The following is a 16,186-nucleotide window of genomic DNA, read 5'->3' as shown; positions in this document are numbered from 1 at the left end:
GTATATGGCAGATTTTCAACCTGCCCTCGCGGGCTCACCATGGCCCCATGAACACTCTCTCGGCGTTTTATCAGAATCTCGGGCTGGCCCTTTCGTTGCTGGTTATCGGTACCTTTGTGCTGGCCGGCATGATCAAGGGCGTGATCGGCCTCGGCCTGCCGACCGTTGCCATGGGCCTGCTCGGTCTGGCTATGGCACCGACGCAGGCTGCGGCGCTGTTGATTATTCCGGCGACCCTCACCAACGTCTGGCAACTGGCATTCGGCGGGCATCTGTCAGGGCTGGTCAAACGGCTGTGGCCGATGCTGCTGGCGATTTTTTTCGGCACCGGGGCGGGCACGCTGTGGATCGGCATGAGCGGTGGCCATTGGGTGGTGCGGGGGCTGGGAGCGGCATTGTTGCTCTATGCGCTGAGCGGTTTGTTCCTGCCGACCTTGAGTGTGGGGCGGCACCGCGAGCGCTGGCTCGGGCCATTGTGCGGCGTGCTGACCGGAGTCATCACTTCGGCCACCGGCGTGTTCGTGATTCCGGCGGTGCCTTATCTGCAAGCGCTGGGTTTGAGCAAGGACGAACTGGTGCAGGCGCTGGGCCTGTCGTTCACCGTCTCGACCCTGGCGCTTGCCGGTGGATTGCTATGGCGCGGCGCTCTCGGCGAAGGCGAGTTGAGCGCGTCACTGCTGGCGCTGATCCCGGCCATGCTCGGCATGTGGCTGGGGCAATCGCTGCGCCAGCGGATCAGCGCCCTGTGGTTCAAGCGCGTGTTCTTCATTGGCCTGGGGGTGCTTGGCGGCCATTTGCTGATCAGCGGCTAGCGGACGACGGGCTGATCATCTCGATGGCGCGGATCTCGAAGTCCCGTTCCAGGTATTCGTCGCGCTGGTCGAGGAACTGCTTCATGTGCGGCAGGTTCGAGTGCACGTCGAGATGGGCCTGGGATTGCCAGATCTCGTAGAAGATGAACAGGGTCGGGTCCTGTTTGTCGCGCAACATGTGGTATTCGATGCAACCGGGTTCGGCGCGGCTTGCTTCCACGTAGCTGCTGAAAAAAGCTTCGAAGGTGTCGGATTTTTCCGGGCGGGTCTTGGCGTGCAGGATGAAGCCCTGGATTTCACTCATGTACATCTCTCCTCAAGTCAGAACTGGCGCCAGTCTAAGGCAACAATTGCCTGCTGATTCGTGCTTGTGGGTCAAATGAATTTTGCGGGATGGGTGCTTATTCCACGCGAGGCCGGTCGGTATTCTGCCGCCATCAAATTCCTGACCCTTCCCGAGACCTCCCATGAAAAAAGTCCTGTTGCTCAATGGCGGCAAAAAATTCGCCCACTCCGATGGTCGCTACAACGCCACCCTGCATGAAGCCGCGTTGAGCGTGCTGGATCGCGGCGGCGTGGATGTCAAAACCACCTTCATCGACGAGGGCTACGACGTCGCCGAAGAAGTGGCCAAGTTTCTCTGGGCCGACGTGATCATCTACCAGATGCCCGGCTGGTGGATGGGCGCACCGTGGACCGTGAAGAAGTACATCGACGAAGTCTTCACCGAAGGCCATGGCAGCCTCTATGCCAGCGACGGTCGCACCCGTTCGGATGCGTCGCAGAAGTACGGCAGCGGCGGCCTGATTCACGGCAAGCAGTACATGTTGTCGCTGACCTGGAACGCCCCGCAGCAAGCTTTCGACGACCCGACCGATTTCTTCGAAGCCAAAGGCGTGGACGCGGTGTATTTCCCGTTCCACAAGGCCAACGAGTTCCTCGGCATGACCGGTTTGCCGACCTTCCTGTGCGTGGACGTGATGAAACGCCCGAACATTGAAGGCGACGTGGCGCGCTATGCGCAGCATTTGACTGAGGTGTTTGGCCTCAAGGCGTAGCGCTCGGCTACTATCCGAGGCAACGGCCAGGAAGATCGCCGCGCCGACTCGCAGAAGAGGACACACGTGAAAGCCAGATCCGATGAATTGCAGATTTTCGTCTGTGTGATTGAATGCGGGTCGATTTCTGCGGCGGCCGAGCAGGTCGGGCAAACGCCTTCGGCGGTCAGTCGTACGCTGTCGCGGCTGGAGGGCAAGCTCGACACCACGCTGATCAATCGCACCACGCGGCGCATGGACCTGACCGAAGAGGGCAAGTACTTCTTCGAGCACGCCAAGCGGATTCTCGATCAGATGGACGAACTCGAAGAGCGCCTGTCCTCACGCCAGCAAACGCCTTCCGGGCGTTTGCGCATCAACGCGGCATCACCGTTCATGCTGCACGCCATCGTGCCCTACATCGATGAATTCCGCCGGCTCTACCCCGACATCCAGCTCGAACTCAACAGCAATGACTTGATCATCGACCTGCTGGAACAGAGCACCGACATCGCCATCCGCATCGGCACCCTGACCGACTCGACCCTGCATGCCCGCTCCCTGGGTTGCAGTCCGTTGCACATCGTCGCCAGCCCCGCCTACCTGGAAAAGCACGGCACACCGACAGCCGTGGCGGACCTGGCCAACCATACGCTGCTGGGGTTCACCCAGAACGAAGGCCTCAACCAATGGCCGCTGCGTTATGTGCATGGCGATCGCTGGCCGATCCAGGCGTCGATCAGTGCCTCCAGTGGCGAAACCATCCGCCATCTCGCCCTGGACGGCCAGGGCATCGCCAGCCTGTCGCATTTCATGACCATCGAAGACATTCGTGCCGGACGCTTGAAAGTGTTGTTGGCCGAATTCAACAGCGGCTATCGCCAGCCGATCAACGCGGTGTACTACCGCAACTCGCAACTGGCCCTGCGGATTCAATGCTTCCTGGACTTTATCCAGGGCAAGTTGGCGGATTATGCGAGCGCAGACTTCAAGGGTTGATTCGTGATTCCTGCGCAAGAGTGAATTGGGCCGGCAGGGATTTTTCGCCAGGGATCGCTGCTGGATACTCCTTGCATCACTTATCAACGCAGGGAGTTTCTCCATGAACGTATTCGTTACCGGTGCAGCCGGTTTTATCGGCGGCTCCATTGCCACGGGCCTGATCAAGGCCGGTCACAACGTCACGGGTCTGGTGCGCAGCGCCGAACAAGCCGATGAACTGCGTGCCCTGGGCATCACACCGGTGATCGGCACCCTCGACGACTCCGACCTGTTGGCCGATCAGGCGCTGGCTGCCGACGCGGTGATCAACGCCGCCAGCAGCGATCATCGTGGTGCGGTGCAAGCATTGCTCGATGCCTTGCGCGGTTCCGGCAAATTGTTCCTGCATACCAGCGGTTCGAGCATTGTCGGTGATGCCTCGGGCGGTAAATCCAGCGATGTCATCTACGTCGAAGACAACCTGCCGGAGCCGACTGTCGACAAGGCGGCGCGAGTGGCCATCGACAACCTGATCCTGGCGGCGGCCATGGACGGGGTGAACTCGGCGGTGATCTGCAACACGCTGATCTACGGCCACAGCCTGGGCGTATATCGCGACAGCGTGCAACTGCCGCGCCTGCTCAAACAGGCGCGTAAAAGCGGCGTGGTACGCCATGTCGGCACCGGCCAGAACATCTGGTCCAACGTGCACATCGAGGACGTGGTGGCGTTGTACCTGTTGGCGCTGACTAACAATGTCCCCGGCACCTTCTACTTCGTCGAAAGCGGTGAAGCGTCGTTCATCGACATGACCACCGCCATGGCCCAGGCGCTGAACCTTGGCGAACCGCAAGACTGGCCGCTCAAGGACGCCGAAGCCGAGTGGGGCTATGAAATGGCCAACTATGGTTTGGGTTCCAACAGTCGTGTGCGCGGCAGCAAGGCCCGGGAGTTGCTGGGCTGGGTGCCGAAGCGGACGTCGGTGGTTGAGTGGATTCGTGGCGAGATGGTGTGAGTTCGCTGTAGACCGCGTCATCGTTCTTCGCGGGCGAGCCCGCTCCCACAGTGTCCGCGTCGTACACGGAATCTGTGAACGCCATAGAGCCTGTGGGAGCGGGCTTGCCCGCGATGGCGTTTTCGAGCCCCTGCAACTGGCCGGGCCGCCCCTGATTCCGTAACATCCGCACACTCTTGTCTCGTCTCCCCAGTGTGCGTTCCCCCCATGAAAGCAAAACGTCTACGCGCCGATGTCCTGGCCGGACTTACCACTTCCTTCGCCCTGCTGCCCGAGTGCATCGCTTTCGCGTTGGTGGCGCATCTCAATCCGCTGATGGGTCTCTATGGCGCATTCATCATCTGCACCCTGACCGCGCTGTTTGGCGGGCGCCCAGGCATGGTGTCCGGTGCGGCGGGCTCGATGGCCGTGGTGATCGTCGCGCTGGTGGTGCAACACGGCGTGCAGTATTTGCTGGCCACGGTGTTGCTGAGCGGACTGATCATGATCGCGTTCGGGCTGCTCAAGCTCGGCAAGCTGGTGCGCATGGTGCCGTACCCGGTGATGCTCGGTTTCGTCAACGGCCTGGCGATCGTCATTGCCCTGGCGCAACTGGAGCACTTCAAGAACGGTGAGGCCTGGCTGAGCGGCACGCCGTTGTACATGATGCTCGGGCTGGTCGCGGTGACCATGGCCGTTGTCTATGTGATGCCGCGCCTGACCAGTACGGTGCCACCGGCGCTGGTAGCGATTCTCGGTGTGGGCCTGGCGGTGTACCTGCTTGGCCTGCCGACCCGCACCCTGGGCGACATGGCGCACATTGCCGGTGGCTTGCCGACGCTGGCGCTGCCGGACATCGCGTGGAACCCGGACACCCTGCGGATCATCGCGCCCTACGCGATCCTGATGGCGCTGGTCGGGTTGCTGGAAACCCTGTTGACCTTGAACCTCACCGACGAAATCACCGAGAGCCGTGGTTACCCGGATCGCGAGTGTGTGGCGCTGGGGGCGGCGAATCTGGTGTCCGGTGCGTTCGGCGGCATGGGCGGGTGCGCCATGATCGGCCAGACCGTGATCAACCTCAGTTCCGGCGGTCGCGGGCGTTTGTCCGGGGCGGTGGCCGGGGTGTCGATCCTGCTGTTCATCCTGTTCCTGTCGCCGCTGATCGAGCGCATTCCATTGGCCGCGCTGGTCGGGGTGATGTTCGTGGTGTCGCAACAGACCTTCGCCTGGGCGTCGTTGCGGGTACTGAACAAAGTGCCGCTGAACGATGTGCTGGTGATCATCGCGGTGACGGTGATTACCGTGTTCACCGACCTGGCCGTTGCGGTGCTCTGCGGCATCATCATTGCGGCGCTGAACTTTGCCTGGCAGCAGGCCCGTCAGCTGTATGCCGACAGTCATCTGGAGAACGACGGCAGCAAGCTGTATCGGCTGCATGGCACGCTGTTCTTTGCCTCGACCACGCCTTTTCTCAATCAGTTCGATCCGGCCAATGACCCGGTGCAAGTGACCCTGGATTGTCGCCACCTGAGCTTTGTCGATTACTCGGCCATCGCTGCGCTGGGCACCTTGCGCGAGCGCTACGCCAAGGCTGGCAAGCATCTGCGGGTGCTGCACTTGTCCGAGCGCTGCAAGAAATTGCTCAAGCGCGCCCGGATGCAGCACGACTGAACCCTGCCATTCGATCTTTCCCACACTGAGCGTGGGAAGGATCTGTCTTTCGGCGATGAAAATTAGCACGGCCGACTTTCATAATTCGCGACACGCCATGTCTCTGTACGACACTTCTTACCCGTGTACGAAAATTACTTTCACCTCGTTTGAAAATCACCTTCCGAAATGTTTTAAGAGTTTCACAAATATTTCGACGTGACCCTCTCGAGGAGTACCGCATGACCCCGTCCTTCGGCTATTGGCTGCTGGTGTATGCCGCCGTTGCCATCATCGCGCTGATCGTTCTGATCGCTCGCTACCGGCTCAATCCGTTCATTGTCATCACCCTGATCTCCCTTGGCCTGGCGCTGGTCGCCGGGATGCCACCCTCCGGTGTGGTGGGGGCGTACGAGGCGGGTGTCGGCAAAACCCTGGGGCACATCGCGCTGGTGGTGGCGCTGGGGACCATGCTCGGCAAGATGATGGCCGAGTCCGGTGGCGCCGAGCAGATGGCGCGCACGCTGATCGACCGTTTTGGCGAGAAGAACGCGCATTGGGCGATGGTGTGCATCGCGTTTCTGGTCGGGCTGCCGCTGTTCTTCGAAGTCGGTTTCGTCTTGCTGGTGCCGATTGCCTTTACCGTGGCGCGGCGCGTGGGCGTATCGATCCTGATGGTCGGCTTGCCGATGGTCGCCGGGCTCTCGGTGGTGCATGCACTGGTGCCGCCGCACCCGGCGGCGATGCTGGCGGTGCAGGTGTATCAGGCGTCGGTGGGGCAGACCTTGATGTACGCGATCCTGATCGGCATTCCGACCGCGATCATTGCAGGTCCCCTGTACGCCAAATTCATCGTGCCGCGCATTCAATTGCCGGCGGAAAACCCGCTGGAGCGCCAGTTCCTGGAGCGTGAGCCCCGCGACAGCCTGCCGGGTTTCGGCATCACCATGGCGACCATCCTGTTGCCGGTGGTGCTGATGCTGATCGGCGGCTGGGCCAACCTGATTTCCACGCCGGGCAGTGGCTTCAACCAGTTCCTGCTATTCATCGGTAACTCGGTGATCGCGCTGTTGCTCGCCACATTGCTGAGCTTCTGGACCCTCGGCCTGGCCCAGGGCTTCAATCGTGAGTCGATCCTCAAGTTCACCAACGAATGCCTGGCGCCAACCGCGAGCATTACGCTGCTGGTGGGTGCCGGTGGTGGCTTGAACCGGATCCTGGTGGACGCCGGCGTCACCGACCAGATCGTTGGCCTGGCCCACGAATTTCATCTGTCGCCGCTGTTGATGGGCTGGCTGTTTGCCGCGCTGATGCGCATCGCCACCGGTTCTGCCACTGTGGCCATGACGACCGCTTCAGGGGTGGTCGCGCCCGTGGCCATTGGTCTGGGTTATCCCCATCCGGAGCTGTTGGTGCTGGCGACGGGCGCCGGGTCGGTTATCTTTTCCCACGTTAACGACGGCGGTTTCTGGTTGATCAAGGAATACTTCAACATGACCGTTGCCCAGACCTTCAAGACCTGGACCGTGCTCGAGACGTTGATCTCGGTCGTTGCCTTCGGACTGACCGTTGGCCTTTCTTACCTGATTTAGCCGGAGCCACCCGCATGGACATCCTCTACCAGATCCGCGCCCGTCAGGACTCCTTCAGTGCCGGTGAAGGACGCATCGCCCGCCTGATGCTCGACGACGTAGGATTTGCCGCCTCCGCCAGCCTCGATGAACTGGCGTTGCGGGCAGAGGTCAGCACCGCCACGCTGTCGCGTTTCGCCCGTACCGTTGGTTGCCGGGATTTGCGCGACTTGCGTTTGCAACTGGCCCAGGCCAGCGGCGTCGGCAGCCGTTTTCTCGACCCGGCAGGCACGCCTGAGCAGTCGGCGTTCTACGGGCAGATCGTGAGTGACATCGAATCGACCTTGCGCCAGCACCTGGCGGCGTTCGACGAGTCGCGTTTTGCCGACGCGGTGAAACTGCTGGGCAAGGCGCGGATGATTCACGCTTTCGGCATGGGCGGTTGCTCGACCCTGTGCAGCGACGAACTGCAAGTGCGCCTGGTGCGCCTCGGCTACCCGATTGCGGTGTGCCACGATGCGGTGATGATGCGCGTCACCGCCGCCAGCCTCAGTGCTGAACAGGTGGTGATTGTCTGCTCGCTGACGGGGATCACCCCGGAGCTGATTGAAACGGTAGAGCTGGCGCGCAACTATGGCGCCCGCATTCTGGCCATTACGCTCGCGGGTTCACCGCTGGCGCAACTGGCCGACATCGTATTGCCCCTGCAAAGCGCTGAAACCTCGTTCATTTACAAACCCACGGCAGCACGCTACGGCATGCTGCTGGCCATCGATGTGCTTGCCACCGAGCTGGCCCTGGCCAATCCCGAAGACAATCAAGAACGTCTGCGGCGGATCAAACTCGCCCTGGACGAATACCGCGGCGGCGACGATCACTTGCCGCTGGGAGACTGACATGCAGTACGACACGCTGATTCGCAACGCCCTGATCATCGACGGCAGCAACAGCCCCGGTTACCCCGCCGACGTGGCCATTCTCAATGGGCGCATCGAGCGTATCGGCGACTTGCGCGATGCCCACGGGAATGAAGAAATCGACGCAGCGGGGCAGGTGCTGGCGCCGGGTTTCATCGACGTGCACACCCATGACGACACCGTGGTGATTCGTCAGCCGCAGATGTTGCCCAAGCTCAGCCAGGGCGTGACCACGGTGATCGTCGGCAACTGCGGGATCAGTGCGTCGCCAGTGAGTTTGCGCGGCGATCCGCCCGACCCGATGAACCTGCTCGGCACGGCCGCGGCGTTCGTTTATCCGACCTTCCGCGACTACCGCACGGCGGTCGAAGCGGCCAACACCACGTTGAACGTTGCCGCGCTGGTCGGCCATACGGCGTTGCGCAGCAATCATCTGGACGACCTGTTTCGCACCGCCACGGCCGATGAAATCAGCGCGATGCGCGAGCAACTGCGCGAAAGCCTCGAAGCCGGCGCCCTGGGCTTGTCCACTGGCCTTGCCTATGCCAGCGCCTTCTCGGCATCGACCGATGAAGTGATGCAGCTGACCGAAGAATTAACGGCATTCGGCGCGGTCTACACCACCCATTTGCGCAGCGAGTTCGAACCGGTACTGGAAGCCATGGACGAGGCATTCCGGATTGGTCGCCATGCTCAAAGCCCGGTGATCATTTCCCACCTCAAATGTGCCGGCGCCGGTAACTGGGGGCGTAGTCCGCAGTTGCTGGCGTCCCTCGAACAGGCGGCGAAGACCCACCCGGTCGGCTGCGATTGCTATCCCTATGCCGCGAGCTCCTCGACCCTGGACCTCAAGCAGGTGACCGATGCCCACCGCATCACCATCACCTGGTCGACTCCGCACCCGGAAATGGGCGGCCGCGACCTGATTGACATCGCCGCCGAATGGAACCTGTCGCTGCTCGACGCGGCCCGCCAACTGCAACCGGCCGGTGCGGTGTACTACGGAATGGATGAGGCCGACGTGCGCCGGATCCTCGCGCATCCGCTGTCGATGGTCGGCTCTGACGGCTTGCCGGAAGACCCATTCCCACACCCACGCTTGTGGGGCGCATTCCCCCGGGTGCTCGGACATTTCAGTCGTGACGTAGGACTGTTCCCGCTGCACACCGCCGTGCACAAGATGACCGGTCTGTCGGCGGCACGCTTCGGCTTGAAGGAACGCGGTGAAATCCGCGAAGGTCATTGGGCAGACCTGGTGTTGTTCGACCCGGCAACCATCCGCGACGTCGCCGATTTCAACGATCCGCAGCGGGCGGCACAAGGCATCGAGGGCGTATGGGTCAACGGAGTGTTGAGTTACCGTGATGGCCAGGCCAACGGGCGCAGGGAAGGGCGGTTCCTGGCTCGGGAAGGGGATTTGCGGATGGGGTTCGAGTGAGTTTCGAGGACTGCGTCACAGTAGTGGCATTTTGAGATTAAAGAATGGCAGCTCCGGGCCGAAGGACTGATATCAAGCCCGACAACCATGATTGTTCGGTTACGTATTCTGTAGGAGCGAGCTTGCTCGCGATGGTCGTTAACGATAACGCGTTTTGTCTGGCTAAACGCGGTGCCTTTGACTCCATCGCGAGCAAGCTCGCTCCTACAGGTCTTTCACCGTCTGGGAGCAATTCGATGAGCTTCGGCAAAACCACTCCGGTCCTGCGTATTTTCGACGAAGCCAAGGCAGTGGAGTTCTACGTCGACTTCCTCGGTTTCAAGATCGACTGGCAACATCGACTTGAAGCGAATTTCCCGCTGTACCTGCAAATCTCCCGTGGCGAATGTGTGCTGCACCTGTCCGAACACCATGGCGACAGCACGCCGGGTTCGGCGCTGCGGATCGAGACGGATGAGCTTGAGACCTTTCAACAGCAGCTGATGGCCAAGCAATACAGGTTTTCCCATCCACAGATTCAGGCCATGCCGTGGGGCAGCCAGGACATGACCATCGCCGACCCGTTCGGCAATCGGTTGGTGTTCACCAACGCGATCAGCCTCTGAGCCTTCAGCTTTCGTTCGGCACCCGGTGGGTTTGGCGAAACTCGCCGGGCGGCATCCCGCGCCGGCTTTTGAACGTGCGGTGAAACGAGCGGGGTTCGGTGAAACCCAGGTACTGGGCAATGTCCTGAATCGGCAGGGTGCTGTTGAGCAGGTAATGCTCGGCCAGCTCCTGGCGCAGGTCATCGAGGATCTGCTGGTACGACGTACCGGCCTGATGCAACTGGCGTTGCAGCGTACGCACTGACACGGCGAGATGTTCGGCCACCTGCTCCTTGCGTGGCAGGCCTTCCTTGAGCAACTGGCGCAGGATGCTTTTGACCCGCTGTTCCAGCGACGCGTCCTCCAGCGTGGCCATCAATCCCAGGGCATGTTCTTCCAGCGTACGCAGCAATTGCGCATCGGCCTGGCGCAATGGCAACTGCAAATACGGCAACGGGACAATCAGCGCCGAGTAGGGCTGGTCAAACAGTACCGGGCAATCGAAAAACTCCTCGTACTGCGCCAGCGTCGTGTCGGCGGGGCATGCATGTTCCAGCCAGACGGCGGCCGGCGACATTTGCGTGTCGGCGATCCAGCGCGCGTACTGCAGCCAGGAGCCGAGCACGTTTTCCACCAGGTGCCGGCGAATTCGCGGGCGTTGGTGGCGGCATGTCCAGATCAGGTGCACGCCATTGTCCTGCACCTCGGCACGGCTGACGCCCATGTCTCCCACCAGCTTCTCGAACGGCATGATGCGGCTCATGGCGTCGCCCAGTGTCGCGCAATTCATGGTGATGTAGCCCAGCACGCTCCAGGAGTTGGGCAACACGAAACGCGCGGCGTTGAGACCGAACAGCGCATCGCCCGAGTGTTCGCAGAAATAATCGAGCAGCCGTTCGTGGGCTTCACCCGGCAACCGCAGGCTGTTGTCGCTCAACTGCTGTGCCTGCAACCCGGCAGCCGCCAACGCAGGCTCGATGGCCATGCCCAGTTGTTCGGCATGACGCAGGTATTTGAGCAGCGGCGGAACTGAAGTGAAGCCCAGCGATTGCATGATCGTTTCCTTTGATCAGGGCCCGCGTGCGCGGATGAATGCCCTGAAAGGTAATTTGAAACCACGGCTAAAGTAAATGGCTGGTGCCTGCGCGACGTTTGACTCAATTGGCTACTCGAACTGGCCGGATGCGACCGTGACACTTTCGGGCGGCGCACTAGTATGGGGGCCTGAAATATCACTGATCAGAACCGCAAAAGGACACACGCATGCGACGCTGGAACGGCTGGGGAGATGCAACCACGGTGGTCGAGCTGCCGGCCCAGGGCGCGAGTTTTCTCGCCCAACGGCTGGGTGACGGTCGAGCGTTGCCCGATGCGACGCTTGAGACGGCATTGGCCCGCGTGCCGGCCTCGCGGTTGCAGCAACACCCCTTGTACAGCGTGGATGCCCATGATCGTTTGCTGCATGCCCGGGGGCAAAGCCTGCCGGACTGGCTGGCGTTGCGTGAAGGCGCGCTGGGCAATTATCCCGACGCCGTGGCGTTTCCCGAGAGCGCCGAGCAGATTCGCCAGTTGCTGGCGCTCGCTCATGAGCAGGACCTGTGCCTGATTCCTTATGGTGGCGGCACTTCGGTGGCCGGTCACATCAACCCGCCGAGTTCCGCGCGGCCGGTGGTCACGGTTTCCCTGGCCCGGATGAACCGCCTGCTGGACCTCGACGAAGAGAGCCTGCTGGCCACCTTCGGTCCCGGCACCAGCGGGCCGCAGGTTGAAAGCCAGTTGCGCGCCCGTGGCTACACCCTGGGACATTTCCCGCAGTCGTGGGAACTGTCGACCCTGGGCGGCTGGGTCGCCAGCCGCTCCAGTGGCCAGCAGTCATTGCGTTATGGGCGAATCGAGCAATTGTTCGCCGGCGGGACCCTGGAAACCTTCGCCGGCCCATTGGAAATTCCCTCCTTCCCGGCCTCGGCGGCCGGCCCTGATCTGCGCGAGGTGGTGTTGGGCTGCGAGGGCCGTTTCGGGATCATTTCCGAGGTCAAGGTGCGGGTCAGCGCATTGCCTGCCGATGAACGTTTCTACGGTGTGTTTCTGCCCGATTGGCCCAAGGCGCTGCAAGCCATCCGCCAGTTGGCCCAGGCGCGCGTGCCGCTGTCGATGCTGCGCCTGTCCAACGCGGTCGAGACCGAAACCCAGCTGGCGCTGGCCGGTCACCCGCAGCAGATCGCCTGGCTGGAAAAGTACCTGGCCCTGCGCGGCGCCGGTGCGGGCAAATGCCTGCTGACGTTCGGCGTGACCGGCAATCGTCGGCAAAATGCGCTGTCCCTGCGTCAGGCCCGGCAGCACCTCAAGGCGTTCGGCGGGGTATTTACCGGCACCTTGCTCGGCAAGAAGTGGGCGCAGAACCGTTTTCGTTTTCCCTACCTGCGCGAAAACCTGTGGAACGCCGGTTACGTGGTGGACACCCTGGAAACGGCCACTGACTGGAGCAACGTCGATAACCTGCTCACGCTTGTCGAAAACAGCCTGCGCGACGCCTTGGCTGCCGAGGGCGAACGGGTGCATGTCTTCACTCACCTTTCCCATGTCTACGGCGAAGGATCGAGCATCTACACCACCTATGTGTTTCGCCCGGCGGCGGACTACCCCGCCACCCTGGCGCGCTGGCAGGCACTCAAGCAGGCGGCCAGCCAGACCATCGTCGACAACCACGGCACCGTCAGTCACCAGCATGGCGTGGGCAAGGACCACGCGCCGTACCTGCGCCGGGAAAAGGGCGCGCTGGCGATGGACACCCTGCAGGCACTGAGCCGGCATTTTGATCCGGCCGGGCGCCTGAACCCTGGCACGCTGTTGCAGGAGTGACGGCCATGAGCCTGGACTGGAACGCGGCGTGGCGACAGCAGGTGCTGCCGACGCTGGCGGATGAAACCTGGGACCTGATCGTCATCGGCGGTGGCATCAGCGGCGCCGGTATCCTGCGCGAAGCCGCGCGTCGAGGTTGGCGTTGCCTGTTGCTGGAACAGCGCGATTTCGCCTGGGGCACCTCCAGCCGCTCCTCGAAAATGGTCCATGGCGGCCTGCGCTACATCGCCAAGGGCCAGTGGCGCCTGACCCGCGATTCGGTGCGCGAGCGCCAGCGCCTGCTCGACGAAGCGCCGGGGCTGGTGGAGCCGATGAGTTTCATGATGCCGCATTACCGTGGCGGTTTTCCCGGGCCGCGGGTGCTGGGTGGTTTGCTGTCCGTCTATGACGCATTGGCCGGGCGGCGCAGCCATTGTTTCCATGACGCGCAACAACTGCGTTATCTGGCGCCCGGGGTGAAGGAAGATGACCTGCTGGGCGGCACCTGTTTTGTCGATGCGCTGACCGATGACGCGCGCCTGGTGATGCGTGTATTGGGCGAGGCCCGGGCCGACGGCGCCATGGTGCTCAACGGTGTGCGCGTGCAGCAATTGCTGCGTGAAGAGGGGCGCGTTTGCGGCGTTCAGGTCGAGGACTGCGAGGGTGGCGCATTACTGACATTGCGTTGTGCTGTGCTGGCCGTGGCCACCGGCGCATGGGCCGAGCGCCTGCGTCCGCCCGATGCGTCTCGCCAGTTGCGCCCGTTGCGTGGCAGTCATTTGTTGTTGCCGGGTTGGCGGCTGCCAGTGGCGCAAGCCTTCACCTTTCTGCACGAGCGCGACCGTCGCCCGGTGTTCGTGTTCCCGTGGGAGGGGGGCACGGTGATCGGCACTACGGACCTCGATCATCACGGCGATCTCGACCAGAGTGCGAGCATCAGCCTTGATGAACTCGACTATCTGCTGGCCGCGTGCAACCAACAGTTCCCCCAGGCCGAGGTGGTCGCCGCCGATGTGCTGTCGACCTGGTCGGGAGTACGCCCGGTGGTGGGCAGCGCAGCAGGTGAACTCAAGCCATCGAATGAAACCCGTGAGCATGTGCTGTGGCAGGAGCCGGGTTGCGTGACCCTGGCTGGCGGCAAGCTGACCACCTTTCGCCCGCAGGCGATCGAAGTGCTCAAGGCCTGCGCGAGCATGCTCGACCGGCCCTTCAATGATGACGCCGCGCCGGTGTTCGCCGTCGTGCCGCCGCTGGCGATCCCGGGGCTCAGCGCCAACCGCTGGCGGCGCCTGGCCGGGCGGCATGGCCGTGACCTGCCGAGGCTGGCGAAGCTGATCGTCGAACTGGGCCATGACACCGTCGGCGGCACTGACACCTTGTGGGCAGAGCTGGCCGTTGCCTGCGAGGCGGAAATGGTCCTGCACCTGGATGACCTGTTGCTGCGCCGCACCCGCCTGGGCCTGTTGCTGCCTCGAGGCGCCGAAGATTACTGGCCGGCGATTCGCCGACTCTGCCAGCCGCGGCTGGGCTGGGACGATGAGCGTTGGCAGCAGGAGCAGCAGCGCTACCTGGCGTTGTGGCAACGCCATCATGGTTTGCCGGATGGCGTGCATTGATGCCCACTCAAGAGAGCTCCATGGATAACCACCCGAACAAGCGTTACCTGTTGGCCATCGACAATGGGACCCAGAGCGTACGCGCACTGCTCTTCGACCTGCAGGGCAATCTGCTGGGCAAAGGCAAGGTCGAGTTGCAGGCCTACTATTCGACACAACCGGGGTGGGCCGAGCAGGACCCGGAGTATTACTGGGCAAAACTGGGTGAGGCCTGCCAGCAGGTGTGGCAGCAAACCGGCATCGATCGTTCGCAGATTGCCGGAGTGTCCCTGACCACCCAGCGCGGCACGGTGATCAACGTCGATGCCCAGGGCAAGCCGCTGCGCCCGGCAATCCTGTGGCTCGATCAACGCCAGGCCGAAGTCGAAGGCGGTATCAAGGGACCGTGGGGCTGGCTGTTCAAACTGGTCGGTGCGCAAGCCACGGTGGACTACTTTCGTGCCCAGGCCGAGGCCAACTGGATCGCCCGCCACCAGCCGGATGTGTGGGCGGCGACCGACAAGTTCTTGCTGCTCTCGGGGTTCCTCACCCACCGCCTGTGCGGGCGCTTTGTCGATTCCGTGGGGTGTTGCGTCGGCTACTTGCCCTTCGACTTCAAACGCCTGAAATGGGCCGCACCCGCCGACTGGAAATGGCAGGCGCTGGCGGTGCGTCCCGAGCAACTGCCGAGCCTGCACAAGCCCGGTGAAACCCTCGGCTACATCAGCGCCGAGGCCAGCCGCCACACCGGCATTCCCAAGGGGCTGCCGCTGATCGCCGCCGGTGCCGACAAGGCCTGCGAAGTCGTGGGTTCCGGAGTCGTCGACGCCGGCACCGTGTGCCTTTCCTACGGCACCACGGCGACGATCACCAGTACCCGGTCGCGCTACCTGGAAATCGTCCCGTTGATTCCGCCTTACCCGTCGGCGGTGCCGGATCAATACAACTGCGAGGTGATGATCTATCGCGGCTACTGGATGGTCAGCTGGTTCAAGAACGAGTTCGGCCTGCGCGAGATGCAACAGGCCAAAGCCCAGGGTGTGGAGCCCGAGCAACTCTTCGATGCGCTGGTCGACGCCGTGCCGCCGGGCTCCATGGGCCTGATGCTGCAACCCTACTGGTCGCCCGGGATTCGCGAGCCGGGTGTGGAAGCCAAGGGCGCGATGATCGGCTTTGGTGACGTGCACACCCGCGCGCACATTTACCGGGCGATCCTCGAAGGCCTGGCGTATGCCTTGCGCCAGGGCATGGAGAAGATCGAGAAACGTTCGAAGGTCTCCGTCACGCGCTTGCGCGTCGCTGGTGGCGGCTCCCAGAGTGATGCGGCGATGCAACTCACGGCGAACATTTTCGGCCTGCCCGCCGAGCGTCCGCATGTCTACGAAGCGTCCGGCCTGGGGGCGGCCATTTGCTGCGCGGTGGGGCTGGGGCTGCACGCGGATTTTCCCACGGCGACGGCCGCCATGACCCGGGTCGGAGCGGTATTCATGCCGCAACCCGAGGCGCAGCAGATCTATGAGCGACTGTACAAGGAGGTCTACCTGCGCATGTATCGACAGCTCAAGCCGTTGTACCAAAGCATCCGCAAAATCACCGGTTACCCCGCCTGAAAAAACAGCGTAGATCCCCCCTGTGGGAGCGGGCTAGCTCGCGAAGGCGGAGTGTCAGTCAACATTGATTTCACTGACACACCGCCTTCGCGAGCAAGCCCGCTCCCACATTGGTCCGTGGTGTTCTTTGCACCCTGCATGTGGCGCTATCGGAGA

14 protein-coding genes are annotated in these 16,186 nt (G+C 62.5%); 12 read left to right on the top strand and 2 right to left on the bottom strand.

All coding sequences use genetic code 11. The annotated features are described in order from the left end of the window. The first annotated feature begins 47 nt into the window (after positions 1–47). On the top strand, positions 48–812 hold the full coding sequence (locus tag ACLD1X_RS13025) for a sulfite exporter TauE/SafE family protein (RefSeq protein WP_429368151.1): 765 nt from the start codon (positions 48–50) through the stop codon (positions 810–812). Here the strand turns inward: ACLD1X_RS13025 and ACLD1X_RS13020 are convergent. Then, positions 802–1,116, bottom strand: a complete 315-nt coding sequence (locus tag ACLD1X_RS13020; protein WP_429368149.1) for a putative quinol monooxygenase — start codon at positions 1,114–1,116, stop codon at positions 802–804. The two genes, ACLD1X_RS13025 and ACLD1X_RS13020, sit on opposite strands and share 11 nt — an antisense overlap. Positions 1,117–1,279: 163 nt before the next feature. Between ACLD1X_RS13020 and ACLD1X_RS13015 the strand changes: the two genes are divergently transcribed. The 8 genes from ACLD1X_RS13015 to ACLD1X_RS12980 all read left to right on the top strand — a co-directional run bounded on the left by ACLD1X_RS13015 (position 1,280) and on the right by ACLD1X_RS12980 (position 10,008). Continuing rightward, positions 1,280–1,870, top strand: a complete 591-nt coding sequence (locus ACLD1X_RS13015; protein WP_429368147.1) for an NAD(P)H-dependent oxidoreductase — start codon at positions 1,280–1,282, stop codon at positions 1,868–1,870. A 66-nt stretch (positions 1,871–1,936) separates the two neighbouring features. Continuing rightward, positions 1,937–2,848, top strand: coding sequence for a LysR family transcriptional regulator (locus ACLD1X_RS13010; RefSeq protein WP_429368145.1), 912 nt, complete (start codon positions 1,937–1,939; stop codon positions 2,846–2,848). A gap of 103 nt (positions 2,849–2,951) precedes the next feature. Next, complete coding sequence (locus ACLD1X_RS13005) at positions 2,952–3,845, top strand: NAD-dependent epimerase/dehydratase family protein (RefSeq protein ID WP_429368143.1); 894 nt, start codon at positions 2,952–2,954, stop codon at positions 3,843–3,845. Positions 3,846–4,052: 207 nt separating this feature from the next. Next, positions 4,053–5,498: a SulP family inorganic anion transporter gene (locus tag ACLD1X_RS13000; RefSeq protein WP_429368141.1), complete on the top strand. Its 1,446-nt coding sequence runs from the start codon at positions 4,053–4,055 to the stop codon at positions 5,496–5,498. Positions 5,499–5,719: 221 nt separating this feature from the next. Then, positions 5,720–7,069: a GntP family permease gene (locus ACLD1X_RS12995; protein ID WP_413421701.1), complete on the top strand. Its 1,350-nt coding sequence runs from the start codon at positions 5,720–5,722 to the stop codon at positions 7,067–7,069. Positions 7,070–7,083: 14 nt separating this feature from the next. Further along, complete coding sequence (locus tag ACLD1X_RS12990; RefSeq protein WP_429368139.1) at positions 7,084–7,944, top strand: MurR/RpiR family transcriptional regulator; 861 nt, start codon at positions 7,084–7,086, stop codon at positions 7,942–7,944. Between the two features lies 1 nt (position 7,945). Beyond that, positions 7,946–9,403 (top strand): N-acyl-D-amino-acid deacylase family protein, encoded by a 1,458-nt coding sequence (locus ACLD1X_RS12985; RefSeq protein WP_429368137.1) that lies wholly within the window; start codon positions 7,946–7,948, stop codon positions 9,401–9,403. 236 nt (positions 9,404–9,639) lie between these two features. Then, entirely contained in the window at positions 9,640–10,008 is a 369-nt protein-coding gene (locus tag ACLD1X_RS12980) for a glyoxalase superfamily protein (protein WP_429368135.1), read from the top strand. A 4-nt stretch (positions 10,009–10,012) separates the two neighbouring features. Here ACLD1X_RS12980 and ACLD1X_RS12975 read toward each other — a convergent pair whose 3' ends face one another. Next, complete coding sequence (locus ACLD1X_RS12975) at positions 10,013–11,041, bottom strand: AraC family transcriptional regulator ligand-binding domain-containing protein (RefSeq protein WP_429368133.1); 1,029 nt, start codon at positions 11,039–11,041, stop codon at positions 10,013–10,015. Positions 11,042–11,250: 209 nt separating this feature from the next. Between ACLD1X_RS12975 and ACLD1X_RS12970 the strand changes: the two genes are divergently transcribed. Genes ACLD1X_RS12970 through ACLD1X_RS12960 form a run of 3 tightly spaced genes read left to right on the top strand, consistent with a single transcriptional unit; the run spans position 11,251 to position 16,030 of the window. Beyond that, positions 11,251–12,846 (top strand): FAD-binding oxidoreductase, encoded by a 1,596-nt coding sequence (locus tag ACLD1X_RS12970; RefSeq protein WP_429368131.1) that lies wholly within the window; start codon positions 11,251–11,253, stop codon positions 12,844–12,846. A 5-nt stretch (positions 12,847–12,851) separates the two neighbouring features. Then, positions 12,852–14,441: a glycerol-3-phosphate dehydrogenase/oxidase gene (locus tag ACLD1X_RS12965; protein WP_429368129.1), complete on the top strand. Its 1,590-nt coding sequence runs from the start codon at positions 12,852–12,854 to the stop codon at positions 14,439–14,441. Between the two features lie 20 nt (positions 14,442–14,461). Beyond that, entirely contained in the window at positions 14,462–16,030 is a 1,569-nt protein-coding gene (locus ACLD1X_RS12960; RefSeq protein ID WP_429368127.1) for an FGGY-family carbohydrate kinase, read from the top strand. Positions 16,031–16,186: the final 156 nt, after the last annotated feature.

The sequence above is a fragment of the Pseudomonas sp. 18173 genome, assembly GCF_050432945.1.
GTDB lineage: Bacteria > Pseudomonadota > Gammaproteobacteria > Pseudomonadales > Pseudomonadaceae > Aquipseudomonas.
This window is presented reverse-complemented; position numbering and strand designations above follow the sequence as displayed.